The sequence below is a fragment of the Streptomyces sp. SirexAA-E genome, assembly GCF_000177195.2.
Classification (GTDB): Bacteria; Actinomycetota; Actinomycetes; order Streptomycetales; family Streptomycetaceae; genus Streptomyces; species Streptomyces flavovirens.
On the sequence record NC_015953.1, the window covers coordinates 1544176 to 1570557 of the forward strand.

28 protein-coding genes are annotated in these 26382 nt (G+C 72.6%); 11 read left to right on the forward strand and 17 right to left on the reverse strand.

Annotated elements, in window-relative coordinates:
• Positions 1-59 precede the first annotated feature (59 nt).
• A complete protein-coding gene (gene uvrB, locus SACTE_RS06795) occupies positions 60-2198 on the reverse strand; it encodes an excinuclease ABC subunit UvrB (RefSeq protein ID WP_014045287.1) in 2139 nt (712 codons plus the stop codon).
• A 40-nt stretch (positions 2199-2238) separates the two neighbouring features.
• Positions 2239-3111 carry an MHYT domain-containing protein gene (locus SACTE_RS06800; protein WP_014045288.1) on the reverse strand — a complete coding sequence of 291 codons (873 nt, stop codon included), beginning with the start codon at positions 3109-3111 and terminating at the stop codon, positions 2239-2241.
• A gap of 215 nt (positions 3112-3326) precedes the next feature.
• Here SACTE_RS06800 and SACTE_RS06805 point away from each other — a divergent pair, with 215 nt between their 5' ends.
• From SACTE_RS06805 to SACTE_RS06820, 4 genes are all read left to right on the forward strand, one after another.
• Complete coding sequence (locus SACTE_RS06805; RefSeq protein WP_014045289.1) at positions 3327-4208, forward strand: glycerophosphodiester phosphodiesterase family protein; 882 nt, start codon at positions 3327-3329, stop codon at positions 4206-4208.
• Positions 4209-4252: 44 nt separating this feature from the next.
• Positions 4253-4798 (forward strand): methylated-DNA--[protein]-cysteine S-methyltransferase, encoded by a 546-nt coding sequence (locus tag SACTE_RS06810; RefSeq protein WP_014045290.1) that lies wholly within the window; start codon positions 4253-4255, stop codon positions 4796-4798.
• 174 nt (positions 4799-4972) lie between these two features.
• The gene (locus tag SACTE_RS06815; RefSeq protein WP_014045291.1) at positions 4973-5932 is read left to right on the forward strand and encodes a pseudouridine-5'-phosphate glycosidase; all 960 of its coding nucleotides are present in this window, start codon (positions 4973-4975) and stop codon (positions 5930-5932) included.
• Entirely contained in the window at positions 5929-6831 is a 903-nt protein-coding gene (locus SACTE_RS06820; protein ID WP_014045292.1) for a PfkB family carbohydrate kinase, read from the forward strand. The genes SACTE_RS06815 and SACTE_RS06820 overlap by 4 nt, the downstream gene beginning before the upstream one ends.
• Here the strand turns inward: SACTE_RS06820 and SACTE_RS06825 are convergent.
• The 10 genes from SACTE_RS06825 to SACTE_RS06870 form a co-directional block, all read right to left on the reverse strand.
• Positions 6828-7484, reverse strand: coding sequence for a uridine kinase (locus SACTE_RS06825; RefSeq protein ID WP_014045293.1), 657 nt, complete (start codon positions 7482-7484; stop codon positions 6828-6830). The genes SACTE_RS06820 and SACTE_RS06825 overlap by 4 nt on opposite strands.
• 66 nt (positions 7485-7550) lie before the next feature.
• A complete protein-coding gene (locus SACTE_RS06830; protein WP_014045294.1) occupies positions 7551-8906 on the reverse strand; it encodes an ammonium transporter in 1356 nt (451 codons plus the stop codon).
• A gap of 49 nt (positions 8907-8955) precedes the next feature.
• Positions 8956-9921 (reverse strand): urease accessory protein UreD, encoded by a 966-nt coding sequence (locus SACTE_RS06835; protein WP_014045295.1) that lies wholly within the window; start codon positions 9919-9921, stop codon positions 8956-8958.
• Position 9922: 1 nt separating this feature from the next.
• The gene (ureG, locus tag SACTE_RS06840; protein WP_014045296.1) at positions 9923-10543 is read right to left on the reverse strand and encodes an urease accessory protein UreG; all 621 of its coding nucleotides are present in this window, start codon (positions 10541-10543) and stop codon (positions 9923-9925) included.
• A gap of 40 nt (positions 10544-10583) precedes the next feature.
• Entirely contained in the window at positions 10584-11339 is a 756-nt protein-coding gene (locus tag SACTE_RS06845; RefSeq protein WP_014045297.1) for an urease accessory UreF family protein, read from the reverse strand.
• 3 nt (positions 11340-11342) lie between these two features.
• Positions 11343-13067 (reverse strand): urease subunit alpha, encoded by a 1725-nt coding sequence (ureC, locus tag SACTE_RS06850; RefSeq protein WP_014045298.1) that lies wholly within the window; start codon positions 13065-13067, stop codon positions 11343-11345.
• Entirely contained in the window at positions 13067-13543 is a 477-nt protein-coding gene (locus SACTE_RS06855; protein WP_014045299.1) for an urease subunit beta, read from the reverse strand. Before SACTE_RS06855 ends, ureC begins: the two co-directional genes overlap by 1 nt.
• Complete coding sequence (locus SACTE_RS06860) at positions 13540-14349, reverse strand: hypothetical protein (protein ID WP_014045300.1); 810 nt, start codon at positions 14347-14349, stop codon at positions 13540-13542. Before SACTE_RS06860 ends, SACTE_RS06855 begins: the two co-directional genes overlap by 4 nt.
• Before the next feature lie 3 nt (positions 14350-14352).
• On the reverse strand, positions 14353-14658 hold the full coding sequence (locus SACTE_RS06865; protein ID WP_014045301.1) for an urease subunit gamma: 306 nt from the start codon (positions 14656-14658) through the stop codon (positions 14353-14355).
• 44 nt (positions 14659-14702) lie between these two features.
• Positions 14703-15665: an urea transporter gene (locus tag SACTE_RS06870; RefSeq protein WP_014045302.1), complete on the reverse strand. Its 963-nt coding sequence runs from the start codon at positions 15663-15665 to the stop codon at positions 14703-14705.
• A 201-nt stretch (positions 15666-15866) separates the two neighbouring features.
• Between SACTE_RS06870 and SACTE_RS06875 the strand changes: the two genes are divergently transcribed.
• The 3 genes from SACTE_RS06875 to SACTE_RS06885 are packed head-to-tail and all read left to right on the forward strand — an operon-like array spanning position 15867 to position 17127.
• Entirely contained in the window at positions 15867-16334 is a 468-nt protein-coding gene (locus tag SACTE_RS06875; RefSeq protein ID WP_014045303.1) for a CrcB family protein, read from the forward strand.
• On the forward strand, positions 16334-16708 hold the full coding sequence (locus SACTE_RS06880) for a CrcB family protein (protein WP_014045304.1): 375 nt from the start codon (positions 16334-16336) through the stop codon (positions 16706-16708). The genes SACTE_RS06875 and SACTE_RS06880 overlap by 1 nt, the downstream gene beginning before the upstream one ends.
• A gap of 53 nt (positions 16709-16761) precedes the next feature.
• On the forward strand, positions 16762-17127 hold the full coding sequence (locus SACTE_RS06885) for a nuclear transport factor 2 family protein (protein ID WP_019992793.1): 366 nt from the start codon (positions 16762-16764) through the stop codon (positions 17125-17127).
• Between the two features lie 55 nt (positions 17128-17182).
• On the opposite strand, the gene SACTE_RS06890 is transcribed toward SACTE_RS06885, so the two are convergent.
• A complete protein-coding gene (locus SACTE_RS06890) occupies positions 17183-17713 on the reverse strand; it encodes a cupin domain-containing protein (RefSeq protein ID WP_014045306.1) in 531 nt (176 codons plus the stop codon).
• 44 nt (positions 17714-17757) lie between these two features.
• Positions 17758-18486, reverse strand: coding sequence for a helix-turn-helix domain-containing protein (locus SACTE_RS06895; RefSeq protein ID WP_078492601.1), 729 nt, complete (start codon positions 18484-18486; stop codon positions 17758-17760).
• 86 nt (positions 18487-18572) lie between these two features.
• Here SACTE_RS06895 and SACTE_RS06900 point away from each other — a divergent pair, with 86 nt between their 5' ends.
• Both SACTE_RS06900 and SACTE_RS06905 read left to right on the forward strand, forming a co-directional pair.
• Positions 18573-19784: a pyridoxal phosphate-dependent aminotransferase gene (locus SACTE_RS06900; RefSeq protein WP_014045308.1), complete on the forward strand. Its 1212-nt coding sequence runs from the start codon at positions 18573-18575 to the stop codon at positions 19782-19784.
• The gene (locus SACTE_RS06905; RefSeq protein ID WP_014045309.1) at positions 19781-20419 is read left to right on the forward strand and encodes a peptidase; all 639 of its coding nucleotides are present in this window, start codon (positions 19781-19783) and stop codon (positions 20417-20419) included. Before SACTE_RS06900 ends, SACTE_RS06905 begins: the two co-directional genes overlap by 4 nt.
• A 3-nt stretch (positions 20420-20422) precedes the next feature.
• Here the strand turns inward: SACTE_RS06905 and SACTE_RS06910 are convergent, their stop codons facing one another.
• On the reverse strand, positions 20423-21025 hold the full coding sequence (locus tag SACTE_RS06910) for an HXXEE domain-containing protein (RefSeq protein ID WP_226995148.1): 603 nt from the start codon (positions 21023-21025) through the stop codon (positions 20423-20425).
• Positions 21026-21089: 64 nt separating this feature from the next.
• On the opposite strand from SACTE_RS06910, the gene SACTE_RS06915 reads away from it, so the two are divergent.
• Together SACTE_RS06915 and SACTE_RS06920 are read left to right on the forward strand one after the other, a co-directional pair.
• Positions 21090-21707, forward strand: a complete 618-nt coding sequence (locus SACTE_RS06915) for a TetR/AcrR family transcriptional regulator (RefSeq protein WP_014045311.1) — start codon at positions 21090-21092, stop codon at positions 21705-21707.
• Between the two features lie 54 nt (positions 21708-21761).
• Positions 21762-22070, forward strand: a complete 309-nt coding sequence (locus tag SACTE_RS06920; RefSeq protein WP_014045312.1) for a hypothetical protein — start codon at positions 21762-21764, stop codon at positions 22068-22070.
• A gap of 30 nt (positions 22071-22100) precedes the next feature.
• On the opposite strand, the gene SACTE_RS06925 is transcribed toward SACTE_RS06920, so the two are convergent.
• Positions 22101-23378: an SWIM zinc finger family protein gene (locus SACTE_RS06925; protein WP_014045313.1), complete on the reverse strand. Its 1278-nt coding sequence runs from the start codon at positions 23376-23378 to the stop codon at positions 22101-22103.
• Positions 23375-26314, reverse strand: coding sequence for a DEAD/DEAH box helicase (locus SACTE_RS06930; protein WP_014045314.1), 2940 nt, complete (start codon positions 26312-26314; stop codon positions 23375-23377). Before SACTE_RS06930 ends, SACTE_RS06925 begins: the two co-directional genes overlap by 4 nt.
• Positions 26315-26382 lie beyond the last annotated feature (68 nt).

A 26382-nucleotide genomic window follows, 5' to 3' on the forward strand; every position in this document is an offset into this window, starting at 1 on the left:
CGAACAGCAGGGATAGGCCGTTTTTGTGTCGGTCCTGCAACACTGCGGGTTCCCACAGGTCAGGCCAGTCCCGCTTCCCTCATCTGGCGCAGTTCCTTCTTCAGCTCGCCCACCTCGTCGCGCAGTCGCGCGGCCACCTCGAACTGCAGGTCGGCGGCGGCCGCCCGCATCCGGTCCGTCATCTCCTCGATGATCCCGGCGAGCTCGGCGGCCGGCCGGTCGGTGGCCACCACGGGCTCCCCCTTGGCCTTCTCGCGGGCGGTGGCACCGCCGCCCGGGACGGTCTTGCCGCCGAGTGTGGGGACGGGGGTCTTGGCACCCTTGGTCTGGCGGTAGCCGGTACCGAGCAGCTGCTCGGTGTCGACCTCCTCGCGGGCGATGGACGCGACGATGTCGTTGATCTTCTTGCGGAGCGGCTGCGGGTCGACCCCGCGCTCGGTGTTGTACGCGATCTGCTTCTCGCGGCGCCGGTTGGTCTCGTCGATGGCCTGGGCCATCGCCGGGGTGACCTGGTCCGCGTACATGTGGACCTGGCCCGAGACGTTGCGCGCCGCGCGGCCGATGGTCTGGATCAGCGAGGTGCCGGACCGCAGGAACCCCTGCTTGTCGGCGTCGAGGATGGCGACCAGGGAGACCTCGGGCAGGTCGAGGCCCTCCCGGAGCAGGTTGATGCCGACCAGGACGTCGTACTCGCCGGAGCGCAGCTCCCGCAGCAGTTCGATGCGGCGCAGGGTGTCGACGTCGCTGTGGAGGTAGCGGACCTGGATGCCCAGCTCCAGGAAGTAGTCGGTGAGGTCCTCGGCCATCTTCTTGGTGAGGGTGGTGACCAGGACGCGCTCGTCCTTCTCGGTGCGCTTGCGGATCTCGTGCACCAGGTCGTCGATCTGGCCCTCGGTGGGCTTGACGACGACCTCGGGGTCGACGAGCCCGGTGGGGCGGATGATCTGCTCCACGTAGCCGTCGCCCCGGGACATCTCGTACTTGCCGGGGGTGGCGGAGAGGTAGACCGTCTGGTCGATCCGCTTCAGGAACTCCTCCCACTTCAGCGGGCGGTTGTCCAGTGCGGAGGGCAGCCGGAAGCCGTGGTCGACCAGGGTCCGCTTGCGGGAGGCGTCGCCCTCGTACATCGCGCCGATCTGCGGCACCGTGACGTGCGACTCGTCCAGGACCAGGAGGAAGTCCTCGGGGAAGTAGTCCAGGAGGGTGTTGGGCGCGGTGCCCGGGGAGCGGTCGTCGAAGTGCATCGAGTAGTTCTCGACGCCGGAGCAGGTGCCGATCTGCCGGAGCATCTCGATGTCGTACGTCGTGCGCATCCGCAGCCGCTGGGCCTCCAGCATCTTGCCCTGCTTCTCCAGCTCGGCGAGGCGCTGCTCCAGCTCCCGCTCGATGCCGCCGATCGCCTTCTCCATGCGCTCGGGGCCCGCGACGTAGTGGCTGGCGGGGAAGACGTGGAGCGAGGAGTCCTCGCTGATGACCTCACCGGTGAGCGGGTGGAGCGTGGAGAGCGCCTCGATCTCGTCACCGAACATCTCGATGCGGACCGCGAGCTCCTCGTAGACCGGGAAGATCTCGATGGTGTCACCGCGCACCCGGAAGGTGCCGCGGGTGAACGCCAGGTCGTTGCGCGTGTACTGGATCTCGACGAAGCGGCGCAGCAACTGGTCGCGGTCGATCTCGTCGCCGACCTTGAGCTGGACCATGCGGTCCACGTACTCCTGCGGTGTGCCGAGGCCGTAGATGCAGGAGACGGAGGCGACGACGACCACGTCACGCCGGGTGAGCAGGGAGTTCGTGGCGGAGTGGCGCAGCCGCTCGACCTCCTCGTTGATCGAGGAGTCCTTCTCGATGTAGGTGTCCGACTGCGGGACGTACGCCTCGGGCTGGTAGTAGTCGTAGTACGAGACGAAGTACTCGACGGCGTTGTTCGGGAGGAGCTCGCGGAACTCGTTGGCCAGCTGCGCGGCGAGCGTCTTGTTCGGCGCCATCACCAGCGTGGGGCGCTGGAGCTTCTCGATCATCCAGGCCGTCGTCGCCGACTTGCCGGTGCCGGTCGCGCCGAGCAGGACGACGTCCTTCTCCCCGGCGCGGATGCGCCGGTCCAGCTCGGCGATGGCCGCGGGCTGGTCACCGCTGGGCTGGTAGGGACTGACGACCTCGAAGGGCGCCACCGAACGTTCGATCTGAGAGACAGGCCGCATGCTCACCACGGTACGACCCGCCACTGACAACGGCGTCGTGTCAGTGGTCGCGCGACTGCCGGTACCCGCCCTGGGAGGCCGTCTCGCAAGGGGTGCGCCGGCGCTGCACGGGGATGGCGGAGGCCTGCCGGCCGCCGTACGGACCGGGTCCGTACCGGTGGTCGGTGCCGGACGGCAGCCCTCCGCCCGTCACCACCAGCGGGTCGACCAGCACCACGACCCCGGCGAGCAGGAGGAAGCAGCCGGGGCCGACCAGCATGGGCAGCAGCAGGGAGGCGGGCTCGTCCCCGGCCACCGGGAGGGCGGCCGGATCCAGCTGGACGTGGAGCGCGGCCATCCCCGTGTAGTGCATGCCGCTGACCGCGACGGCCATGACCACGCTCGCGCCGAGGCTGGCCAGGAAGCCGTGGACGGAGACGGCCGCCCAGAGCGCGGTGGTCGCCGCCACGACGGCGATGACGACGGAGAGCGACACCGTGAGCGTGTCGTAGGCGAACCGCCCCGCGAAGAGCACCCCGGCCATGCCGAGGTAGTGCATCGACGCCACCCCGAGTCCGGTGATCGTGCCGCCGGTGACCAGGGCCATGCGGGTCGCACCCTGGTAGCCGACGATGAAGATGCCGATGCCCACCATGACGACCGCCACGCCGAGGCCGGCGAAGGTGAGCGTCCTGTCGTACCCGACCGGGGTCTCCTCGACGGTGAAGCCGAGCATGGCCACGAAGTGCATCGTCCAGACGCCCGACCCCATGGAGGTGGCGCCGAGGGAGAGCCAGCCCGCCCGGGCACCGCCCCGCGCGCGCAGGGACCGCAGGGTGCAGCGCAGACCGAGGGCCGCGCCGAGGCAGGCCATGAGGAACGCCACGACGGGCGTCACGAGGCCGTAGCCGAAGCCGTCAACTGTGCCCTGCATGCTGGTACGCCCTTCACGGAGGCCCGGGTTCGGGGGTGACCCTAAAGGGCGAGGCCCGGCAAGCAAACATAAGAACGGCATTTTATCCGTCCGTACCCCGCCCACAGGCCCGGTCCCTGACATTGCGTTCACACGGCGGTCACCGTCGGCCCGCCGTCCGTCGGGTGGTGGATGAGAGCCTCCTGGGGACCGCGAACCCGATGCGAGGAGTACCCGTGCCCGTACGCACCGCCACCACCTCCGCCACCGTCGCCGCCCTGCTCTGCGGCTGCGCCCTGCTGCCCGCCGGACAGGCCCGGGCGGCGGACGCCCGGACGCCGGGCGCCGGCCCGGTCGTCCACGCCCATCGCGGCGCCTCCGCGTACGCCCCGGAGAACACGCTGGCGGCCGTCGACGCGGCCGACGCCCTGGGCATCGCGTGGGTGGAGAACGACGTGCAGCGCACGAAGGACGGGGTGCTCGTCGTCCTGCACGACACGACCCTGGACCGGACCACGGACGCCGAGCAGGTCTTCCCCGACCGTGCGCCCTGGGCGGTGAAGGACTTCACCGCGGCGGAGATCGCCAGGCTGGACGCGGGCAGCTGGTTCGGCCCGGCGTTCGCGGGCGCCCGGGTTCCGACGTTCGCGCAGTACCTGAACCGAGTCGAGCGCAACCGCCAGAAGCTGCTCCTGGAGATCAAGAGCCCGGAGGTCTACCCGGGGATCGAGAAGGAGATCCTGCGGGTGCTGCGCCAGAAGGGGTGGCTGGACCGCAGGCACGTCGAACAGCGGCTGGTGGTCCAGAGCTTCGGTGCGGAGAGTGTGAAGATTGTCCACGCGCAACGCCCCGACGTCGTCACGGGCTTCCTGGGCACTCCCCCGGTGGCGGATCTGCCGAAGTACGCGGCGTTCACGGACCAGATCAATCCGGCGTACACCACGATCGACGCCGACTACGTCGCCGCGGTGCAGAAGCTGAAGGGCGCCCACGGCAAACCGCTCCGGGTCAACACCTGGACGGTCAACGACGCGGCGAAGGCGGCCGAGGTGGCGGGCTTCGGCGTGGACGGCATCATCAGCAACAACCCCGACGTCGTCCGGGACGCCACCCGCTGAGGGAACCCGGCCGCGTTGTCGGTGCCGGGCCGTACGGTGGTCGCATGGACAGCAACGAGCGGGGCGTGGAGTGGTCCGTCGTGGAGAGCGACGTCGGGCCGCTCCTGCTCGCCGCCACCGGCACGGGCCTGGTGAGCGTGGTCTTCCACGCCCGGCCGGCGGTGCGGGAGGGCGCGCTGGACCGGCTGCGGACGCGGCTGGGCACCGAACCCGTGCGGGCACCGGACTCGGCGCGGCTGACGGAGCCCGTGCGCCAGCTCGACGCCTATTTCGCGGGCGGGCTGAGGGAGTTCACGCTGGATCTGGACTGGTCGCTGACCTCCGGCTTCAACCGCGCGGTGCTGCGCGAGCTGGCGTCCGGCGTCCCGTACGGCACGGTCGTCGGCTACGGCGACCTCGCGGACCGGGTGGGACAGCCCGGGGCCGCCCAGGCGGTGGGCGCGGCCATGGGCTCCAACCCCCTGCCGGTGGTGGTGCCGTGCCACCGCGTGGTGGAGAGCGGCGGGGGCCTCGGCGGCTTCGGCGGCGGGCTGGAGACGAAGCGGCGGCTGCTGGCCCTCGAAGGGATACTCCCGCAGCCCCTCTTCTGATCCGGTCGTGTCCGCCTGCCGGTGACGGCCGGGACGACCGCACCGCGGTCGACCGGGCGTGACGTGTGTGACCGCCGGGGCCGCGGAGGCTGCCGTGGCGCCCCGAACGGATCCGCACGCCGTCACCCCCGCCGTCCGGGTTTGCGGCCGCCCGGGCAGCGACAGAGATGGGGCATGCCTCTGCGTCCACCGGCACCCGCGCCCCAGGAACCGGACCTTCCCCTGCCCGTGCTCTCGGCCGAGGTGCGCGAGGCCCTCGCCGAGCGGCGCCCCGTCGTCGCCCTGGAGTCGACGATCATCGCCCACGGGCTCCCACGCCCCCGCAACCTCCAGGTCGCCGGGGAGCTGGAGAACCTGGTGAGGGAGGCCGGCGCCGTCCCCGCAACGGTCGCCGTGCTCGACGGCCGGGCCCATGCCGGCCTGGACTCCGGGCAGTTGGAGCGGGTGGCCGGGGACACGGCGCTGCGCAAGCTGGGCCACCGCGACCTCGCGCCCGCGCTCGCCCTCGGCGCGAGCGGGGCCACCACCGTCTCGGCGACCGCGTTCCTGGCGGCGCGGGCGGGCCTGCGTGTCTTCGCCACCGGCGGGCTGGGTGGGGTGCACCGGGAGTGGGTGCGGACCCAGGACGAGTCCGCGGACCTGCGGCTGCTCGCCCGTACCGGCATCACCGTGGTGTGCGCGGGCGTGAAGTCGATCCTGGACGTGCCGGCCACGCTCCAGCGCCTGGAGACTCTGGGGGTCGGTGTGCTCGGCTACCGCACGGAGCGCTTCCCGGGCTTCTATCTGAGCAGCTCCGGGGAGCCGGTGGACTGGACGGTCCGCACACCCCAGGAGGTGGCCGCCGTGATGCGTGCCCGGGACGCGCTCGGCGGCCCGGCCGCGGCGCTCGTCGTCGCCAACCCCGTACCGCAGGCGGACCAGTTGGACCCGGCGGTGCACGACCGGGTGCTGGCCGGGGCGCTGGAGACGTGCCGGGAGCGCGGGATCACCGGACAGGCCGTCACCCCGTTCCTGCTGGAGTACCTGACGAGAGAGACGGGCGGGGCGTCGCTGGAGGCCAATCTGGCCGCCGTGCGCGGCAATGTGCGGCTCGCGGCACGGATCGCGGCGGCGGACACCACGGGGACCCGGTGACCGTCGGCGGCGGCCTGCTCGTCGTCGGCGAGGTGGTCACCGATGTCGTCGTACGGCACGGCCCGCCACCTGCCCACGGTACGGACACGCCCGCCCGGATCCGGGTGCTTCCCGGTGGGTCGGGCGCCAACGTCGCCTGCTGGGCGTCGCGTTCGGGGTGTCCCCGGGTGCGGTTGCTCGCCCGGGCCGGCGCCGACCGGGCCGCCTGGCACCGGGACGCCCTGCTGCGGGCGGGGGTCGACGCGGTGCTGGCCGTGGACGAGGAGGTGCCGACCGGCACGGTGGTGGCGCTGGTCGACTCGTCGGCCGAACGCACCTTCCTCACCGACGGCGGCGCGGTCCACCGGCTGTGTCCCGGAGACTGGTCACCGTCTCTGCTCGACGGGGCGGCCCGGCTGCACCTCTCCGGCCATCTCCTCTTCGCCGACCCCGGCCGGGCGACGGCGCTGCTGGCACTGGCCGAGGCCCGGCGCAGGCGGGTACCGGTCAGTGTGGACCCGGCCTCCTCGGGCTTCCTCGCCGGGCTGGACCCCGGAAGATTCCTGGACCTGACCGGGGGCGTGGATCTGCTGCTGCCCAACGCGGACGAGGCCCGCGAGCTGACCGGGCTGCCGGACCCGGCCGACGCGGCGGCCGAGCTGAGCCGTCACGCCGCCCGGGTCGCCGTCACGCTCGGGGACCGGGGCGTCCTGCTGGCCGCCGGCGGTGAGGTGACCGGACGGGTACCCGCCGTCCCGGTGGACGGCCCGGTCGACTCGACGGGTGCGGGCGACGCCTTCACCGGCGGCTTCCTCGCCGCCCTGCTCACCGGCGCCGACGACACCGCCGCGGCGGCGGCCGGCTGCCGGGCCGGGGCCGAGGCCGTCATGACGGTGGGCGGCCGGCCGGACACGCGTTAGGCCCCGGTGTCCTCGCGTCCGATCCCGCCCCACGCCGGGTGGCGCGGGTCGTCGGCCCGTACGACCACGTCCGCCCGTGCGGCGGGCGCCACCTCGTCCTCGTACCGGGCGAAGGCCGGCAGCGTCCACCGCTCGCTCTCCCCGGTACGCCGCCGCAACGCGCCCGGTGACAGGCTCAGATGGACGCCGAGATCGAACGGGAACCACTGTCCGAGCAGCAGCGGCCCGTGCAGGACCAGCACGCCGCCCTCGGGCAGCGTCCGGCAGGGGCTGCGGGTGGCCCGGTCGGTGACGGGGTCCCAGAGGTCGGGCAGCACCCGGCCGCTGCCGCCCGGCTCCAGGGGCCGGAACACCTCGCGCCACAGCGCGCCGGTGTCGAACCAGCCGTCGAAGTAGGTGTCGGGGTCCTCCTTGCCGTACTCGAAGCGCAGGCTCGCCGGGCGCAGGAAGCCCTCGGTGGACACGGTGAGTACGGCCCGGCCGCGGACCCTCAGCGCCTCGGCGACCAGCTCGGCCGGGACGCCGGTGCGTGCGGCCGGGGGTCCGTCGACGCCGATCCTGAGCCGGGTTCCGCCGTCGGCCGGTTCCAGGGCGTCGGCGTGGTCGGCCAGGGCTTCGGCCAGGCGTTCCCAGGTGATCGGTTCGAATCGCACCCGTCCATCATCGCCCCGGTTCCGTCCCGGCCGGGACGCGGCGCCTCCCGCCGCTCCCGGCACGGGTCACCGGGAGCCCTCCCGGGACCGCAGCAGCCGGGTGATCTGCCGGACGAGTTCCTCGTCGCTCGCGGCGGCTCCGGTCTTGTCGGACACCAGCTCGTCGAGCCGTTCGGCGGTCCGGAAGTCGTAGGCGCGTTCCTCCTCCTCGCCCGGGACGTTGTCGTACTCGTCCTTGGCACGGAACCCGACGGTCAGATCGACGGCCTTCGCGATGAGCCAGGTCAGGACGAAGGAGAACGCGATCACGGCGACGATCGCCACGAGCTGCTTGCCCAGCAGGGCCCAGCCGCCGCCCTCGAAGAGCCCCTTCTGGCCGCTGATCCGCGCGGTGGCGAAGAGACCGACCATGATCAGTCCGATGAAGCCGCCGACGCCGTGCACCCCGACCACGTCGAGGGTGTCGTCCACGCCGAAGCGGTACTTGAGGGTGATGGCGAAGGCGCTGACCGCGCCGACGACCAGCCCGGTGACGACCGCCCCGAGCGTGTCGATCTCACCGCAGGCCGGGGTGATGGCGACCATGCCGGCGACGGCGGACGAGACGACACCCATGGTGGTGACGCTGCCGGTGCGCCACTTCTCGACCAGCGGCCAGGTCACCATGGCGGCCGCGGCACCCAGCTGTGTGTTGATGAAGGCCGCCGCGGCGGTGCCCTGGTCCGTCAGCGCGGAGCCCGAGTTGAAGCCGAACCAGCCGAACCAGAGGAGTGCCGCACCGACCACGACGAGCGGGATGTTGTTCGGCCGCTCCTCCCGGCGGGCGAAGTCGCGCGGTGCCCGCAGCACCAGTGCCACGGCGAGACCGGCCACCCCGGAGTTCAGCTCGACCGGCAGGCCGCCGGCGAAGTCGAGGGCGCCGAGGTGCTTCACGATCCACCCGTCCTGGTCGAACACCCAGTGGGCGAGCGGGACGTAGACGATCAGCAGCCACAGGACGACGAAGACCAGCCACCCCCTCATGGTGGCCCGGTCGGCGATGGAGCCGCTGATCAGGGCTACGGTGATGATCGCGAACCCCATCTGGAACGTGCTGTAGACGTACGTGGGGATGTGGCCGGTCAGCGTGGTCAGCCCGATGTCGTGCATGAAGACGTGGTCGAGGTTGCCGATGACCCCCGCGCCGCCCACGTCGGGGCCGAACGCCAGCGTGTAGCCGATCGCCCACCACACCAGCGTCCCGAAGGCGAGCGCGGCGAAGCTCATCTTGATCATCATCAGGATGTGCTTGGTGCGCACCATGCCGCCGTAGAAGAACGCCAGTCCCGGCGTCATCAACAGCACCATGGCGGTGGCGGCGAGCAGCCAGGCCGTGTCGCCGGAGTCGTACGCGGGTGGCATCGGCGCGGGGGCGGTGTTCATCGGCGGGGTACCTCGCTGAGGGTGTCGAGAGGTCGGGGGGACGAAGGCGTCACGGCTTGCGCACCAGGGGCGCCGGGCAGCCGGTGAGGAGCCGGTGTACGGAGTTCCAGGCCGCCGTGTGCGCGGCGGCGACCCGCACGGGGCTGTCGTCCAGCAGCCGCAGCCAGGCGCCGCACTCCCGGGGCAGGACGCTCACCCCGTAGGTGACGCCGTGGCCGGCCACCGCCTCGTGCAGGGTGTCGGCGACCTCCTCGGCCGGCGCCCGGTCGGTGACGACGAAGAGCGAGCTGACGTGGTCGTGCCCGGCGAAGACCGCCGGACCAGCCACACCGTCGCCGGGCGTCCGGGTGTCCGCGGCCAGCCGCTGGGTGTCGACGGCCAGGAGGGTGCCGTCGGGCCGGGTGATGCGCAGGTCGGTCGCGACGACCCGGTAGTCGTGGCGTTCGCCGCGGGCGAGCCGCCCCGCCGTCACGGTGTCGCCGAGGACGACCGTGGCGCCGGGGGCGACCGTGACCTCGGTGCGCTGATAGAAGCGCGCGTCCGCGAACGGGATGAGGGGGTCCGGCAGGTATTCGACGTAGGAGCCCTCGTCCGCCGTCAGGTGGACACGCTGGCTGGCGTAGTCGTGCTCCATCCGGAAGACCTTGGTGGCGGCCTGGGTGGTCAGGTGCACCTCGCTGCCGGGGCCGCACCTGAAGTCCATCCGGTAGCGGTCGGCCTGGGCGACGCCGCCGCCGGTGGCCATCAGGCAGACGTAGGTCATGCCGGGCATGGCCGGGTCGGTCCACAGCGGCCGGATGAGCTGGAGCGGCGACTTCTGGTAGCGCTCCACGAGCTCGGTGCGCCCACCGCGCACGGCGAAGGCCAGGTCGAGGATGCCGACCTTGGCCGGGGAACCGGCGGCGAGCGTGTCCGGCACGGAGCCCAGGGCGGCCACCTCGGGGGGCAGCCGTTCGACGCCGTAGTATCCGGGGGCGAGCCGGTCGGGCCGGGTCGTCGGCGAGGTGGGCGGCACGTCAGATCACCACCTTGCGGCGCGACTCGAGGAAGCCCGCCACGTCCTCGACGCCCGCCCCGGTCAGGCAGTCGGTCAGGACGACCGGACGGTTCTCGCGGACCCGGTGGGCGTCGGACTCCATGACGCCGATGTCGGTGCGCACGTACTTCGCGATGTCGATCTTGTTGATGACGAGCAGGTCCGAGTCGGTGATGCCCGGACCCCGCTTGCGCGGCATCTTCTCGCCTTCCGCGGTGTCCAGCACGAACACGAACACGTCGACGAGTGCGGGGCTGAACGTCAGGGTGAGGTTGTCGCCGCCGGACTCGTAGAAGAGGGTGTCCGTGTCCGGGAAGTGCTCCAGCATCTCGGCGCCGGCCGCGAGGTTCATCGTCGGGTCGTCGCGTACGGCGGTGTGCGGGCAGGCGCCCGTCTCGACGCCCACGACGCGCTGCGGTTCCAGGACGCCGTCCAGGGTGCGCCGGATGTGCTGGGCGTCCTCCTGGGTGTAGATGTCGTTGGTGATGACGGAGGGGCGGTGGCCGCGCGCGATCATCAGCGGCACCAGCGCCTCGATGAGGGCGGTCTTGCCGGAACCGACCGGTCCGCCGATCCCGACGCGCAGTACGTTGTCGTCCATGGTGGTGTTCCCTGCTCCCTGACTGGGTGGATGGGGTGGATCAGCTGGCGAAGAGGCGGGCCTCGGCCCGTTCGTGACGGCCCGACATGATGTCCGAGGCGAAGACGGTGGCGCCGACGTCGGCGAGCTCCCTGCGCAGCGCGGCCTCCACGGTCCGTTCGATGACGGGCGCCACGGCGTGCAGCATGGTCTGGGCCCGTCGGTGGTCGGTCAGCCTCAGGCGCAGGGCCGCACCCGCGAAGCTCGCGCAGAAGGCGAACAGGTCGGAGGCGACGGCCTGGCGGACCGGCACACCGGTGGCGGCGTAGACGATCCCCGCCGCCACCGCCTGGGTCCCGGGGACCTCCCGGCGTACGACGCGCCCGAAGTAGTCGGCGATCTCCGGCCGGCCGTAGACCTCGCTCGCGAGGTCGAGGAGCTGCCGGCCGGTGCGGGTGGCGGCCCTGCGCATCTCCTGTCCGAGCTTGGTGGCGAAGAGGTGTTCGTCGACGGCCGCCACCGTCTCGGGCCGCCCGGCCCGGGTGGCCCGGTGGGCGAGGGCCAGCGCGGTGGCGTCGGCCGGGCCGACCCCGTGCAGCAGCAGGGACTCCAGCAGCTCGGACAGGGTGCCGGAGTCGACCGCGCCGGCCTGGGCGAAACCCTCCAGGCTGTGGGAGAGGGTGTAGAAGCCGCTCGGGAAGGCCGAGTCGGTCAGCTGGAGGCTGACCAGCAGCTGGGCGAGGGGCGGCTCCCCGCCCCCGGCCCCCGTCCGGGGGCCGGGGGCGCTGCCCGGGATGTCGTGTTCTTCCTGGTACATCGGCTAGACCAGGAAGAACAGGTGGTTGAGGGGGAGGGTCTCGGCCGGGTCGATGGTGGCGACCTTGCCGTTGAGGGTGACCTTGAACGTCTCCGGGTCGACCTTGATCTCCGGCAGCGCGTCGTTGCGGACCATGTTGTGCTTGCCGATGGTCCGGGTACGGCGCACCGGGAGGACCGTGCGTTCCAGGCCGAGTTCGGCCGGGACGCCGGCCGCGATGCCGGCCTGCGACATGAAGGTGACGTGGGTGGCCTGCTGGGCCTTGCCGTACTGCCCGAACATCGGGCGGTAGGTCACCGGCTGCGGGGTGGGGAGCGAGGCGTTGGGGTCGCCCATCTGCGCCCAGGAGATGATGCCGCCCTTGATGACCATCTTCGGCTTGGCGCCGAAGGAGTGGATGGGCCAGAGCACGATGTCGGCGAGCTTGCCCTTCTCGATGGAGCCGATGTGGTCCGCGATGCCGGTGGCGATGGCGGGGTTGATGGTCACCTTGGCGAGGTAGCGCAGGACCCGCTGGTTGTCGTTGCGGTCCGAGTCGCCCTCCAGCACGCCCAGCTTGTCCTTGCAGTGGTGGGCGGTCTGGAAGGCGCGGGTCACGGACTCCCCGACGCGGCCCATGGCCTGCGAGTCGGAGGAGAACATGCTGATCACGCCGAGGTCGTGCAGGACGGTCTCGGCGGCGATCGTCTCGGCCCGGACGCGGCTGTCGGCGAACGAGACGTCCTCGGGGATGTCGTGGCTGAGGTGGTGGCAGACCATGACCATGTCCAGCAGCTCGTCCACCGAGTTCTTGGTGTACGGCAGCGTCGGGTTGGTCGAGGACGGCAGGATGTTCGGCTCGCCCGCCACGCGCAGGATGTCGGGGGCGTGACCGCCGCCCGCGCCCTCGCTGTGGAAGGTGTGGATGGTGCGGCCGTCGATCGCCGAGCGGGTGTCCTCGAAGAACCCGCTCTCGTTGAGGCTGTCGGTGTGGATCGCGACCTGGACGTCGTGCTCGTCGGCGACGTTCAGGGCGTTGTCGATCACGGCCGGGGTCGCCCCCCAGTCCTCGTGGACCTTCAGGGCGCAGGCGCCCGCGGCGACCTGCTCGTTGAGGGCCTCGGGCAGGCTGCCGTTGCCCTTGCCCATGATCCCGAGGTTGACGGGGATGCTCTCCGCGGCCTGGAGGATCCGGCCGATGTTGTACGGACCGGGCGTGCACGTGGTGCCGTTCGATCCGTCGGACGGGCCGGTGCCGCCGCCGATGAGGGTGGTGATGCCGTTGGTGAGGGCCTGTTCGGCCTGCTGGGGCGCGATGAGGTGGACGTGGGTGTCGATGGCGCCCGCCGTGGCGATGAGGTGCTCGCCCGCGATGGCCTCGGTGCCGGGGCCGATGATCAGCCCTGCGTCGACCCGGTCCTGGGTCTGTGGGTTGCCCGACTTGCCGATGCCGGCGATGAAGCCGTCCTTGATGCCGATGTCGCACTTGACGACGCCGACGACGGGGTCGATGACCACCACGTTGGTGATGACGGTGTCGAGGGCACCCTGGGCGGCGGTGGCCTGCGGATCGGAGGCCATGCCGTCACGCATGGTCTTGCCACCGCCGTAGAGGACCTCGTCCCCGTACTGGCCTTCGCTGTAGTCCTTCTCGACCTCGACGACGAGGTTGGTGTCGCCCAGGTAGAAGCGGTCACCGATCGTCGGACCGAACATGTCGGTGTACTGCTTGCGCGGCAGGATGGGCATCAGCGCGAACCCTTCTTCTGCTTGGAGTCCTTCTGTTTCCGGGGCTTGGCCGCGCTCTCTGCCGAGGCGCTCTCCCCTGCGGCGGGCCTGCCCTCCGCGCTGCTTCGCGCGCCGGCGAAGCCCCGTTCGATCGCCTTGCGGACGGCCTCGACCCGGGCGGGGTGCGAGACGAGGCTGCCGTTGAGCAGCCCGCTGAAGCCGACCAGCCGTCCGGTGCCCGCGTACTCGCACAGCTCGACCTCGCGCGTGCCGCCGGGTTCCACGCGTACGGAGGTTCCGGCGGGGATGTTGAGGTGCATGCCCAGCGCCTTCTGCCGGTCGAACGACAGCGCGGAGTTGACCTCGAAGAAGTGGTAGTGCGACCCGATCTGGATGGCCCGGTCACCGGTGTTCTCGACGGTGAGCCGGGCCGTCCGGCGGCCGGCGTTGATCTCGATCGGATCCTCGCCGTACAGGTACTTCTGGCGGAATGTCATGCGGTGCTCCTGGTGACGTGGCCCGCTGTGTGGACATGCGGGTGCGTGTGGGAGTGGCCGTGGTCGTGTCCCTCGCCCGGGGGGTGCGTGTGGGAGTGGCCGTGGTCGTCGGCGGCGGTCAGTCCGGCCGCGATGCCGTCGTCCTGTCCCCGGCTCCACCGAAGCCGGGCGTCGGCCACCCGCTCGGCGAGGATCCGGGCGAGCGCCGCTCGGGACACCGTCGGACCGGCGGACGTGACCGCGACGCCAGGCACGACGGGGACCTCGGGAAGGTGGAACGCGGCGGGCAGCATCGTCACGTGGGACGCACCGAGCAGCCCGCAGCGCCGTACGCCCTCGGCGGGATCGGGGTCGCCGCCGGTGAACGCGACCTCGACCAGCCGATGGCTGCCGTAGCCGTGGACCAGCCGTGCGATGCGGTACAGCTCGGCGTCGTCGAACAGCCCGGCGGCCGGGGCGGTGACGAGCAGCGCCGAGGCCGCCGGTGTGCGGCCGGCCGCCGCCCGCAGCCAGGAGGTCAGGTGCCGGCCGGTGCCGAACGGCTCGGCGAGCAGGGTCCCGGACGTCTGTGCGGGGGGCAGCGCGCGCAGCGTACGGGCGGTGTCCGCGACGAGTTCGGGGTCCCGGCCCAGGGTCATCGGGACGACGCACGCCTCTTCGCCCGAGCGCCTCAGCCGGGCCAGTGCACGGATCAGTTCGCGCCCGCCGGGGACGACGAGCACCTCCGGGCCGGCGAGGTCGCGCAGCGCTTCTCCGTCCTGGGCCTCATGGCCGTGGACGGCGACGACGCGGTGGCGGTCGGCCACGGTTCAACCCCCGACGGGGTCGTGACAGGAGACCAGCTTGGTGCCGTCCATGAAGGACGCCTCGACCTGGAGCAGCCCGAGCATCTCCCGTACGCCCGGCATGGTGTCGTCCTCGGAGACGATCTGGCGGCCGAGTTCCATGCAGTCGGCGACGCTCTTGCCGTCCCGGGCGGCCTCCAGGATCGCCTCGGTGATCAGCGCGACGGACTCGCTGTAGTTGAGCTTGAGCCCACGGCCCTGGCGTTTGCGGGCCAGGTCGGCCACCACGTACACCAGCAGCTTGTCGATCTCGCGGGGGGCGAGGTTCATCGTCGGTACCTTCCTCAGGATGTGTGGCGTGGGGGACGAGCGGATCAGGCGCTTCGGCGAAGGCGCGGCAGCAGGGGGACCGCGGCCATGAGCGCCCAGGTGGTGAGGATGAACGGCCAGGTGAAGGTGTGGCCGCCGAAGGGTTTGAACAGGGAGGTCAGTGAGGCGGTGAGGCCGGTGGTGGCGGCGGCGCCGAAGAGTGCGTAGACGCCGTTGGCGACCGTGCCGGTGAGGAAGACGGCGCCGACGGCGATGGCGACCAGCACGGCGTTGTACCCGTAGATGCCCTGGGCGATCTGCGCGGTCGGGGCGCCGAGGGCCCAGGCGGCCACGATGCCCATGGCGCTGCCGGCCGCGGCGAACAGGAAGACCCGGACTCCCGCGCAGGCCAGGCCGACGAGCATGATGAGCCCGACGTACCACTCGTCGACCAGGAAGATCTGCGACACGTTGGTGAAGAAGGCGTGCCACAGGTCGCTCCAGGAGATCCCGGTGTCTCCGGAGGTGGGGTCGGCGACTCCCTCGGGAGTGCCGTGCCAGATCCGGCCGAAGGAGGGGGCGCCGAGCACCATGACCCCGGAGACCAGACAGAACGGCGCGGTGAGCGCGGTCAGTCCGTACGGGGAGAGCAGGGTGGTCAGCGTCGCGGTGAGCAGGGTGCAGATGATCGCGCCGACGACCGCCAGCACATAGGTGGCGGGGTGGTGGCCGAGGTAGACGACCAGGGCGATGCCGGTGAGGCAGCCGCAGTAGCCCTGGAGACCGAGGGCGATGTTCGAGCGGTCCACACCCAGCGCGTAGGCCGTGACCGTCGAGATCAGGGTGCCCAGGGTCGCGAAGAGGCCGATCTGCCATCCGGCGCTCCACAGCGCGGCGAGGATGAGCAGTCCCGTCCAGAGGCAGGGCTGGAGATCGACCTGGCCCACTCCGCGCACCGAGGACAGGAGGTATCCGGTGGGCTCTCTCTTCTGGAGCTTTGCGACGATGTCCGGTTCGGCGAGGGGCACGGATGACTCCAGCCTTCGAAGAGAGGGCGGGCAGCGGAGCCCCGCGCCTCTCACAGGGACCTGTGGGCGCACGGGGCGTCACGGCCAAGGAGACGACATATTCCTGACGGGTACGAGGTCTCGCTGAGCCGTTCGGGCTGCGAGGCACACCACGCCCATATACGTCACATACCGCCGCATTTAGCCCATTACGGTAACGGCATGCACCAGAAGATGGCTCTGCACACCCGCACGCACCCGGACCACCATCCCGGCGTCCAGCGTTCCGTCGTGGCGGCGGTCGCGGTCGGCGGGGCCGCCGGGGCCGCGGCCCGCTACGGCGCGGAGCTCCTGCGGCCCACCGGCCAGACGGACTTCCCCTGGACGATCCTGCTGGTCAACGCCATGGGGTGCTTCCTGATGGGCGCTCTGATGGTGACCCTCAAGCTGCGTTTCCCGTCGGCCCCCCGGCTCGTCAGCCCGCTGCTGGGCACCGGGTTCCTCGGCGGCTTCACCTCGTTCTCGCACTACACGGACGGGGTGCGTCAGCTGTTCGAGGCGGACCGGCCCGGCTATGCGACGGGCAGCCTGCTGCTGACGGTGGTGGCGGCTCTGGCGGGGGTGACGGCGGGCGCCCTGCTCGCCCACGCGGCCCTCCGGGGCCGGTACGGCGCGCGGGACGGTGCCTGATGACCGACTGGCTGCTCGTGCTCGCCGGGGGGTTCGTCGGGGCGCCGGTGCGCTATCTGCTCGGGGTGCACGCCAAGTACCGCCTCGGCGGCTCCTTCCCCTGGGGCACGCTCGCGGCCAACGCGGCCGCCTGCCTGGTCCTGGGGTTCGTCGCCGAGGGCGCCACCGACGGTGATCTGGGGCCGCACCTCCACCTGCTGCTGGCCACCGGGTTCTGCGGCGCCCTGTCGACGTGGTCGACCTTCTCCTACGAGCTCCTGACGCTCACCTCCGCCCGCCGGCTGGCGGTGGCCGGGGGGTATCTGCTGCTCAGCCTCGGAGCGGGGGTCGGGCTCTCGTTCGCCGGTGCGGCGGTGGCGGACGCGGTCTTCTGACCGTGTCCCCGCCCACCGGGACTGCCGAACCGCACCCGCGCATGATGATCCGTATGGATCTCGCATGCGCCCGTCAGTTCGCGTCCCGGTGGCAGGACGACTGGAACTCCCACGACCTGGACCGCGTCCTCGCCCACTACGCCGAGGACGTGGTCTTCAGTTCACCGATGATCGCCCGGCCGACGGGCGATCCGGCGGGAACGCCGCACGGCAAGGCGGCGCTGCGCGCGTACTGGACGACCGGTCCGCGGAAGATCCCCGGCCTGGAGTTCGAGGTGATGGACGTCCGGGCGGGCGTCGACGCGCTGGTGATCGACTACCGCGACCAGATCGGCGGCCGGGTGTACGAGGTGCTGGCCTTCCGGGACGTGCTGATCGTCTCCGGTTTCGGCGCGTACGGGGAGACGGCCGCCGTCTGACGGACGCCTTCGCGCGCACGGGACGCCCGCCGCCGGGCGGACGCCCCCGGGTGCCTCACCCCTGGGCCGGGCAGTCCACCGCGTCGGCGTCGTCGGAGAGTTCGCTTCCCTCGGGGAGCAGATAGGTCACCCACAGCACCACGGGACCTGTGCCCAGGTTGCGGCCGATGTGGCGGTGGTCGGCTCCGGACGGCTCGATGAACGAGGTCCCGGCGGGTGACACCTCGACCGAGCAGTCGTCGAGGGTCCGGGTCAGCGTCCCGGACTTGACGACGGCGATCAGCTGACCGCGGTGGGTGTGCCAGCCGGTGGAGCCACCGGGCTCCACGGTGATCTCCCGGAAGGTCACGTCCGTGCGGCCCTTCGGTGTCTTCACCTTCAGTTTGCCCTCGGACGTGCCCTGGGCGACGACGGTGCCGCCGACACCGCTGCCCGGTGTCGCGACGGCCGCCGCCGGCACCAGGCCGAGGGCCGCCACACAGGCGCCCACGAGCAGCCCGTCACGCAGCCTGCCGCGCTTCCCACCGGGCCTCGCCCCTCGACCGGGCCTCGGCGCCTCCGCGCCGACCGTGCCGCCGAACCACATGGACACCAGCTCCCTCACCCGTCGCAGCAGTGAACGTCCCTACGTTACGCGCGAGTTGGGCGGTGGTCACGGGTGGCGCGGCCGGCGTCCTCCTGGAGGCCCTGTCCCAGTCCGCGGATCTCGTCGGCCAGGGGGCTCTCGCCGCGCACCTCGATCCGGCCGTCGCCGACGGCCTCGGCCAGGGTGTGGTCGCCGTGCGCCAGCGCCAGGCAGAGCTCCGCGTCGAGCACGAGGCAGGCGTCGGCGTCCGGGGCCGGGCCGTAGCCGTACGCCCCCTGGCCGGACGGGACCGCTCCCGTGCGGAGATGGAACTCCCCCTCGTCCAGACGGACTTCGACGGTGCCGGAGCAGACCAGCTGATCCATGGCGCTCAGCAGCGGCAGGGCGAACCAGTGGGCGCGCACCGCGTCGGTGGGCCGGCGTTCGTCGAGCGCGGGCGCGCCCCAGCGGGTGAGCGCGGTGAGGACGGGCAGAAGTCCGCGGCCGCGCGGGGTCAGCTCGTAGACCGTGGCGGCGGCGGGCGGGGGCAGCCTGCGGCGTACGGCCAGGCCGCCCTGCTCCATGTCCTTGAGCCGGGAGGCCAGCACGTCCGTGCTGACGCCGGGCAGGTCGGCGTGCAGATCGGTGTAGCGGCGGGGCCCGGCCAGCAGTTCACGGACGATCAGCAGCGTCCACCGGTCGCCCACGGAGTCAAGGGCGCGCGCGGCGGCGCAGAACTGGTCGTAACTCCGGCGGCGGGAGGGGCGCGTGGCTGGCGCCTGCTGACGTGGCATGCGACGCAGTCTAGACACGTTGTTGGACTTTCCAAGCCCGAGCTTGGTAAAACCAAGTATCGCACTTCAGGGTCGGGGAGGCACAGATGGAGTTCCGTCAGTCCAGCAAGCTCAACGAGGTCTGTTACGAGATCAGGGGTCCGGTCATCGAGCAGGCCAACGCGCTCGAGGAGGCCGGCCACAGCGTGCTCCGCCTGAACACGGGCAATCCGGCGCTCTTCGGCTTCGAGGCTCCCGAGGAGATCGTCCAGGACATGATCCGGATGCTCCCCCAGGCACACGGCTACACCGACTCGCGCGGCATCCTGTCCGCCCGCCGCGCCGTGGCACAGCGGTACCAGGCGATGGGGCTGGCCGACGTCGACGTGGACGACGTCTTCCTGGGCAACGGCGTCTCCGAGCTGATCTCCATGGCCGTACAGGCGCTTCTGGAAGACGGCGACGAGGTGCTGATCCCGAGCCCCGACTACCCGCTGTGGACCGCCGTGACCACGCTCGCGGGCGGCAAGGCCGTGCACTACACCTGCGACGAGTCGGCCGACTGGAACCCGGACCTCGCCGACATGGCCTCGAAGATCACCGACCGCACCCGGGCCGTGGTCATCATCAACCCCAACAACCCGACAGGCGCCGTCTACCCCCGGGAGGTCCTCGACGGCATCCTCGACCTGGCGCGCCGTCACGGGCTGATGGTCTTCGCCGACGAGATCTACGACCAGATCCTGTACGACGACGCCGAGCACCACCCGGTGTCGGTCCTGGCGCCGGATCTGCTCTGCCTCACCTTCAGCGGGCTGTCCAAGACGTACCGTGTCGCCGGGTTCCGTTCCGGGTGGATGGTGGTGTCGGGCCCGCAGCAGCACGCCCGCAACTATCTGGAGGGGCTGACCACGCTCGCCTCCATGCGGCTGTGCCCCAACGCTCCCGCCCAGTACGCGATCCAGGCCGCGCTCGGCGGCCGGCAGTCGATCCGGGAGCTCGTCGCCCCGGGCGGCAGGCTCCACGAGCAGCGTGACCGGGCCTGGGAGCGGCTGAACGAGATCCCCGGGGTGTCGTGCGTGAAGCCGAAGGGGGCGCTGTACGCGTTCCCCCGCATCGACCCGAAGGTGCACGCCATCGTCGACGACGAGCGGTTCGTCCTGGACCTGCTGCTGCGGGAGAAGATCCAGGTGGTGCAGGGCACCGGGTTCAACTGGCCCCGGCCGGACCACTTCCGGATCCTGACCCTGCCGTACGCCGACGACCTCGACGCGGCGATCAGCCGCATCGGCCGCTTCCTGAACGGATACCGCCAGTGACCTGTACACGGTGCCGCGTCCCCGTCCACACCCAGTTCGCCTCGCCCGAGCTGGTGGGGGCGATCGTGGAGGGCGGCCTCGACCCGGCCGAGGACCCCGGATGGGCCGGTTCGGGCGCCGCGTCGCCCGCCGAGTACGCGCGCTGGGCAGGTCATCTGTGCGGTATGACCTGCCTGCGCATGGCGCTCGGCGCCGGTGCGCCGCCGCTGTTCGCCCTGCGGGACGGGGCGCTGGCGTACGACGCGTACACCGAGGACGCCGACGGGGTGATCAGGGGACTGGTGTACGCCCCGTTCGTCCGCTACGTGAGCGAGGCCCACGGGCTCGACGCGGCCGTGCACCGGCATCTCTCCCCCGCCGGACTGCTCGGCCTGCTGGACGCGGGGCAGCGCGTGATGGCCTCGGTGCACTACGGGATCCGGCATCCGGACCGGCCGGCTCCGGGGCGGGGCGGACACCTGGTGCTGGTGACCTCCCACACGGCGGACGGGGAGGGCGTGCACTTCCACAACCCGTCGGGCACGTCGGCGGACACCCGGGCGGCCGAGCTGCCGCTGACGGTGTTCGAGCGCTTCTTCGCCGGCCGCGGGGTGTCGCTGCCGGGGGGCGCCTCCGGCCGGGCGGCGGGCGCGTAGGGCTCACCGGTCCGGGCGTGCGGCGGGGCCGGTCCGGCCGATCCGTCGGGCGAGTCCGTGCACACCGGCCACGGCGACGGGGAACAGCAGCAGCCCGGTGACGGCCGCACGGCCTCCGCGCACCGGGACACCGGCCGCAGCCAGGTGGCGCACCGCGCGGACCGTGTACGGGATGACGACCAGCGGGGCGGTGACGACGCCGGGCGTGTAGCCGCGGCAGGCCGCGGACTGGGCGAGGTGGACCGCGCCGTGCAGCCCGAACCCCACCAGGACGGTCTGGAAGAACGGGCTCCGGCCCCCGGAGCGGGCCCCGGCCGCCGAGGCGGCGGCGACCACTCCGCCCATCAGGCCGATGGCGATGTTCACCTGACGCTGCGGAAGGTCCAGCCGCCGCCGGATGCCGTCCGGCATCCCCGGGAACCGCTCCTGGAGCCGGGGCCGGGCCGATCTGGCCCAGCGGGCCATGGTGGCCAGCTCCTCGGCGTCGTGCACCGCCCAGGCGGCGAACAGACCCCAGGTCACCGCGCCGGACACCGCTTTCCTGGCCATGACTTCCCCCTCGATCCCCGCAGCCATCGCGAAATACAACGCAACGTTGCGTTGCATTTTGATGCTAGGGGGCTGTGCCAGGATGCACAACGCCACGTCGAGTCGTGTTCCTGGAGCCGCCATGTCCGACCCCGCCCCGCCCCTCTCCCGGCGCCCCGGTGCCGGGCCCCGTGCCGCCGCGGCGATCCAGGACGCCGCACTGCGTCTGCTGGCCGAGCGCGGGTACACCGGCCTGACCATGGAGGCCGTCGCCCAGGAGGCGGGGGTGAACAAGACGACGATCTACCGGTGGTGGCCCTCGAAGCCCGCCCTGCTGCGGGCCGCCCTGACCGACGGTGCGCTGCTCGACTTCGAGGTGCCCGACACGGGTTCGCTGCGGGGCGATCTGGTCGCGCTGACCGAGCGGGTCGTGGTCCTGCTCACCGGGGCGCGGACGGAGTCCGTCGTCCGGGCGATGACCTCGGGCAGCGGCACGTCCGACGACGAACTGGCGATGCTCGCCCGCGACTTCTTCGCCGACCGGTTCTCCCGCGAGCAGCCGGTCTTCCGGCGGGCGGCCGAGCGCGGTGAGCTGCGCCCGGGCGCGGACCCCATGCTGCTGCTGGACCTGATGGCGGGGGCTGTCTGGGTGCGGGCGGTGCTGCGCCGGGCGCCGTTGCCGGCCGGCTTCGCCCGGGAGGTGGTCGACGCCGTCCTGCCCGCGTTCGCTACTGTTCCGCCGCCGGGGGTGAACACCTGACGGCCGGGCACACGCCCGGCGGCCCGGCCGGACACGGACAGGGGAGCAGTCGACATGGGTGCGCCGATACGTCATTTCACCGCGGTCGGTCCCGGTGACCAGGTCTTCACCGTCAACATCGAACGGGACTTCCGGTACGACCCGTACCGCGACTTCGTGGTCTGCGCCCACTGCGACTGGTCGCCCTCGCTGCTGACGACGCGACGGATCGACGGCATGGCCTGGGAGCATCTGGCCTCCGCCCACGGTGCCGACCGCGGGCTTTCCCAGCAGGACGACGCGTCGTTCCGCAAGGCCGGTTGGGTGATGCTGCCGTTGTGCGCGGTGCTGATCGTCGTGCTGCTCCTGTACGCGGGGAGCTGACGGCGGCGGCTTCTCCGGCCGGGTGCCGGATCAGCCGCGCAGTGCGGTGAGCGCACCCACGGGATCGGTGTCGGGTGCGGCACGGGGCCACCAGTCGTCCTCGCCCCGGTCCGATTCGTAGCCGTACCACCGGCCGTCGTGGCCGAAGCGGAGCTGGAGGGTGCCGCTGGGGTCGGTCAGGCGGTTGCGCCAGGGCTGGAACCGCGGGAAGTCGGCGGCCGCGAGGGCGGGACGGGCCCGGTCGAACGGTCCGGCCGGCGGGTCCCACGCGTTCTCCAGGACTTCCAGGCCCAGGGCGCCACCCTGCCGCCAGGCGGCGACGGCCCGGGCCAGGTCGGTGGTGTTGCGGCCGGTGGCGAAGGCGAGCTCGCGGTAGAGCGCCCGGGTGGTGGCGGTGAGCCCGGCGGTGGGGCGGGAGGCGGCGATGCGTACGGCGTCCTGCCAGACGCTGAGCCCGGAGAGCGGGTCCTCGCCCGTGGTCAGGAGCGCGTGGGCGCGGGCCGCGGCGTCCGTGGCGAGGTGGTCCAGCCCGAGCGGGTCGCGGGCGCCGGGCAGCTCCGGGTAGGCCGGTGGCCCGCCGGGGTGCGGGGGCACGGGCAGGGGCGCGGGGAGCGGCGGCAGGAACCGGCCGGCCAAGGCGTCGCCGGCCGCCACCGACGGGACGGAGGGTGCGGCGGGCCGTTCCCGGGCGGAGTGTTCCGCGTTGCGGCGGCCGAGCTCGTCGAGGAGCTCGCGCTCCCCACGGCCGCGCATCAGCAGCAGGACGAACGGGTCGCTGTCCAGCAGCCGTGCCGTCTGGAAGCAGAGCGCCGCCACGTGCTTGCAGGGCCATCCGCGGTCCGGGCAGGAGCAGTCGGGGTCCAGGTCCCCGGCGGCGGGCAGCAGCCTGATACCTGTCTCCCCCGCCGTGTCGACCAGGGAGTGCGGCATCTCCTTGTCCAGCAGCGCGGACAGGTGCCCGGGCCGCGCCGCGACGGCGTCCAGGAAGGTGTCCCAGTCGGACGCCGAGAACGTACGCAGCCTCAGCTCCGCGCGGTACGGGCGGGGGCGGCTGCCGTGGACGTAGGCGATGACCCGGCCGGGGGTCACGGTGATCGCGGCGACGTGGCCGCCGTCGGCGTACACACGGCCGCGTGCGAGGCGCCCCTCGTCCATGGACAGGGTCTCCAGCGCGTCCACCCAGGCCCGTCCCCACCAGCTCTCCGCGAAGGGGGCCCGGACGTCGGCGGTACGGGCGGGTACCGCTTCGAAGGTGCGCCGCAGGTCGTCGGGGCCGGGCCGGGCGGCCGGGCTCGCGGCGGGGCTCATGACGCCCTCCGCAGCGAGACGAGGTCGGCCAGATCGCGGTCGCTGAGCTCGGTCAGGGCGGCCTCGCCGGAGCCGAGCACGGCGTCGGCGAGGGCCCGCTTGGACCGGAGCAGCTCGCTGATCCGGTCCTCCACCGTGCCTTCGGCGATCAGCCGGTGCACCTGTACGGGCTGTGTCTGACCGATGCGGTACGCCCGGTCGGTGGCCTGCTCCTCGACCGCCGGGTTCCACCAGCGGTCGTAGTGGATCACATGGGCGGCGCGGGTGAGGTTGAGGCCCGTGCCCGCCGCCTTGAGGGAGAGCAGGAAGACGGGGACCTCGGCGGACTGGAAGCGGTCGACCATCCTCTCCCGCTCGGCCACCGGGGTGCCGCCGTGCAGCAGCTGGGAGGGGATGGCGCGGGAGGCGAGGTGGGCGGAGAGCAGACGGGCCATGGAGACGTACTGGGTGAAGATCAGGACGGAGCCGTCCTCGGCGAGGATCGTGTCGAGCAGCTCGTCGAGCAGGGCGAGCTTGCCGGAGCGGCCCGCGAGTCGGGTCGGTTCCTCCTTCAGGTACTGCGCGGGGTGGTTGCAGATCTGCTTGAGCGAGCCGAGCAGCTTCATGATCAGGCCGCGGCGGGCGATGCCCTCGGCGCTCTCGATGAAGGTCATCGTCTCGCGCACGGCCGCCTCGTAGAGCGTGGCCTGTTCGCGGGTGAGGAAGACGGGGTGGTCGGTCTCCGTCTTCGGCGGCAGCTCGGGGGCGATCCCCGGGTCCGACTTCTTGCGGCGCAGCAGGAAGGGGCGCACGAGCCGGGAGAGCCGCTCCACCGCTTCGTCGTTGCCCAGCCCGGCGGCGGTGCCGGTGTTCTCCACGATCCGGGCGTGCCTGGCCCGGAATGCCTTCAGCGGGCCGAGCAGTCCGGGGGTGGTCCAGTCGAGGAGGGCCCAGAGCTCGGAGAGGTTGTTCTCGACCGGGGTGCCGGTCAGCGCGACCCGGGCCGGCGCCGGGATGGTGCGCAGTGCCCGGGCCGTGGAGGAGTGCGGGTTCTTCACGTGCTGCGCCTCGTCGGCCACGACCAGGCCCCAGGTGTGCCCGGCGAGCCGCTCGGCGCTGGAGCGCATCGTGCCGTACGTCGTGAGGACGAAGCCGGGGCCCGCGCCGGACAGGTCCCGGTCGGTGCCGTGGAAGCGGCTTACGGGGACGCCGGGCGCGAAGCGGTTGATCTCGCGGTGCCAGTTGCCGAGGAGCGAGGCGGGGCAGACGACCAGGGTGGGGGCCGGGTGCGCGCGGTGCAGGTGGAGCGCGATGACGGTGATGGTCTTGCCCAGGCCCATGTCGTCGGCGAGGCAGCCGCCCAGGCCGAGCGAGGTCATCCGGTCCAGCCAGGCCAGGCCGCGCAGTTGGTAGTCGCGGAGGGTGGCGTCGAGGCCGGGCGGCGGTGGGAGGGTGGCGTCCTCGTCGAGCAGGCGGGCGCGCAGCACGGCGAGCGCGCCCTCCGGGACGGCGTCGACCCGCTCGCCGTCGACCTCGGCGCTGCCCGTGAGGGCGACGGCGAGCGCGTCGACGGGGTCCAGCAGCCCGAGCTCCCGCTTGCGCGCCCTGCGGACGAGGGCGGGGTCCACCACGACCCACTGGTCGCGCAGCCGCACGATCGGGCGGTGCGCCTCGGCCAGCGAGTCCATCTCGGCCTCGGTGAGCCGGTCCTCACCGAGCGAGAGCTGCCAGTCGAACGCGAAGAGCTGCTCCGCGTCGAAGAACGAGGTCCCGTCGGTCGCCGAGCCGGGGGCGGGGCGCACGACGGCCGCGGCGGTGAGCGACCGGGCGAGCTCCCTGGGCCAGTGCACCGAGACGCCCGCGGCGGCGAGGCGCGGCCCGGCGTCCGCGATCAGCTCGTACAGCTCGTCCTCGGTCAGCGCGAGGACGTCGGGTACGGGCTGTTCCAGCAGACGCTCCAGCGGGGGCCAGACACGGGCGGCACGGCGCAGGGCGAGCACCGCGTCGATCCGGGCCCGCGGCCCGAAGGGCTCCCCCGCCGCGCCGTTCCACAGGGTGGCCGCGTCGGTGACGTACGTCGGGTCGGCCAGGCTGTGCACCTGGGTGACGGCGGCGGCCGCGTGCCGTGCGGCGGCCGGGTCCGCGCCCTCTTCCTCCTCGGGCGCCCCGGTACCGGAGCCCCCCGAGCTGTCGAAGAGCTCGTACGCGGAGAGGTCGAGCCGGAGGGAGACGCGCACCCCGGCGTCGAGCCCCGCGGCCACCTCGACGGCCCAGGCGCGGGCGCCGGACAGGTCCTGGGCCTCGCGGGCGGCGAACGGCGCGCCCATGGCGTGGGCCGCGGCCGGTGTACGGGGCAGGGTGTCGGCGACCGCGTCCAGGAACGCGCCGAGCAGTGCCCGGGGCTCGGGGAGCCGCAGGGGCGTGCCGTCAAGGGGAACGGCGTGGCCTTCCGGAGGCATCGCGGCGGCGATCGCCCGCAGATGGGCGATGTCCTCCGCGTCACGCGGGCCGGCCCGCCACGCGTCGCGGTCCTCGGCCGTGAGCCCGGGCAGCAGCCGGCCCCGGGCCACCAGGGTGAGGGCGTGCAGTGCGGCGGCCCCCCAGGCGCGCGTGGCGGGGTGGGCCGAGGCCCGGTGCCGGGCGTCCGCGAGCAGCGGCAGGGCGTCGGGGACGGGCATCAGCAGCGCGGGAACCGTGCGCCGGCGGGCCCCGTCCGCGCCGTGCCGGGCCACGACGGTCAGCTCGGTGACCGAGGGGGTGGCCCCGTCGGCGTCGGGGGACGTGCCGCCGCCGAACGGCTCGTCCGCGAACGCGCCTCCGTCGCCGCCCGTGAAGTCGGCCCCGCCCTCGGGATCCCAGAAGGCGATCCGGCCGTCCCGGGGCAGCGGTGCCGGAAGGAACACCGCGGCGCACCGCAGCAACCGGTCCGCCGCCTCGCCCCGTACCCGCCGCGCCATGCCCACCGCCCCTCCCGGCCTCGGTCCCGTGTCCGTGTTCTCCCTGCTCCGGCGAGTCTAGGCGGGTG

What these genes read in the sequence shown, in the direction of transcription:
- uvrB (WP_014045287.1), bottom strand. Translation starts at nt 2,198, where the DNA reads ATGCGGCCTGTCTCTCAGATCGAACGTTCGGTGGCGCCCTTCGAGGTC.
- SACTE_RS06800 (WP_014045288.1), bottom strand. Translation starts at nt 3,111, where the DNA reads ATGCAGGGCACAGTTGACGGCTTCGGCTACGGCCTCGTGACGCCCGTC.
- SACTE_RS06810 (WP_014045290.1), top strand. Translation starts at nt 4,253, where the DNA reads ATGGACAGCAACGAGCGGGGCGTGGAGTGGTCCGTCGTGGAGAGCGAC.
- SACTE_RS06815 (WP_014045291.1), top strand. Translation starts at nt 4,973, where the DNA reads ATGCCTCTGCGTCCACCGGCACCCGCGCCCCAGGAACCGGACCTTCCC.
- SACTE_RS06830 (WP_014045294.1), bottom strand. Translation starts at nt 8,906, where the DNA reads ATGAACACCGCCCCCGCGCCGATGCCACCCGCGTACGACTCCGGCGAC.
- ureG (WP_014045296.1), bottom strand. Translation starts at nt 10,543, where the DNA reads ATGGACGACAACGTACTGCGCGTCGGGATCGGCGGACCGGTCGGTTCC.
- SACTE_RS06845 (WP_014045297.1), bottom strand. Translation starts at nt 11,339, where the DNA reads ATGTACCAGGAAGAACACGACATCCCGGGCAGCGCCCCCGGCCCCCGG.
- ureC (WP_014045298.1), bottom strand. Translation starts at nt 13,067, where the DNA reads ATGCCCATCCTGCCGCGCAAGCAGTACACCGACATGTTCGGTCCGACG.
- SACTE_RS06855 (WP_014045299.1), bottom strand. Translation starts at nt 13,543, where the DNA reads ATGACATTCCGCCAGAAGTACCTGTACGGCGAGGATCCGATCGAGATC.
- SACTE_RS06865 (WP_014045301.1), bottom strand. Translation starts at nt 14,658, where the DNA reads ATGAACCTCGCCCCCCGCGAGATCGACAAGCTGCTGGTGTACGTGGTG.
- SACTE_RS06875 (WP_014045303.1), top strand. Translation starts at nt 15,867, where the DNA reads ATGCACCAGAAGATGGCTCTGCACACCCGCACGCACCCGGACCACCAT.
- SACTE_RS06880 (WP_014045304.1), top strand. Translation starts at nt 16,334, where the DNA reads ATGACCGACTGGCTGCTCGTGCTCGCCGGGGGGTTCGTCGGGGCGCCG.
- SACTE_RS06885 (WP_019992793.1), top strand. Translation starts at nt 16,762, where the DNA reads ATGGATCTCGCATGCGCCCGTCAGTTCGCGTCCCGGTGGCAGGACGAC.
- SACTE_RS06890 (WP_014045306.1), bottom strand. Translation starts at nt 17,713, where the DNA reads ATGTGGTTCGGCGGCACGGTCGGCGCGGAGGCGCCGAGGCCCGGTCGA.
- SACTE_RS06895 (WP_078492601.1), bottom strand. Translation starts at nt 18,486, where the DNA reads ATGCCACGTCAGCAGGCGCCAGCCACGCGCCCCTCCCGCCGCCGGAGT.
- SACTE_RS06900 (WP_014045308.1), top strand. Translation starts at nt 18,573, where the DNA reads ATGGAGTTCCGTCAGTCCAGCAAGCTCAACGAGGTCTGTTACGAGATC.
- SACTE_RS06910 (WP_226995148.1), bottom strand. Translation starts at nt 21,025, where the DNA reads ATGCAACGCAACGTTGCGTTGTATTTCGCGATGGCTGCGGGGATCGAG.
- SACTE_RS06915 (WP_014045311.1), top strand. Translation starts at nt 21,090, where the DNA reads ATGTCCGACCCCGCCCCGCCCCTCTCCCGGCGCCCCGGTGCCGGGCCC.
- SACTE_RS06920 (WP_014045312.1), top strand. Translation starts at nt 21,762, where the DNA reads ATGGGTGCGCCGATACGTCATTTCACCGCGGTCGGTCCCGGTGACCAG.
- SACTE_RS06925 (WP_014045313.1), bottom strand. Translation starts at nt 23,378, where the DNA reads ATGAGCCCCGCCGCGAGCCCGGCCGCCCGGCCCGGCCCCGACGACCTG.
- SACTE_RS06930 (WP_014045314.1), bottom strand. Translation starts at nt 26,314, where the DNA reads ATGGCGCGGCGGGTACGGGGCGAGGCGGCGGACCGGTTGCTGCGGTGC.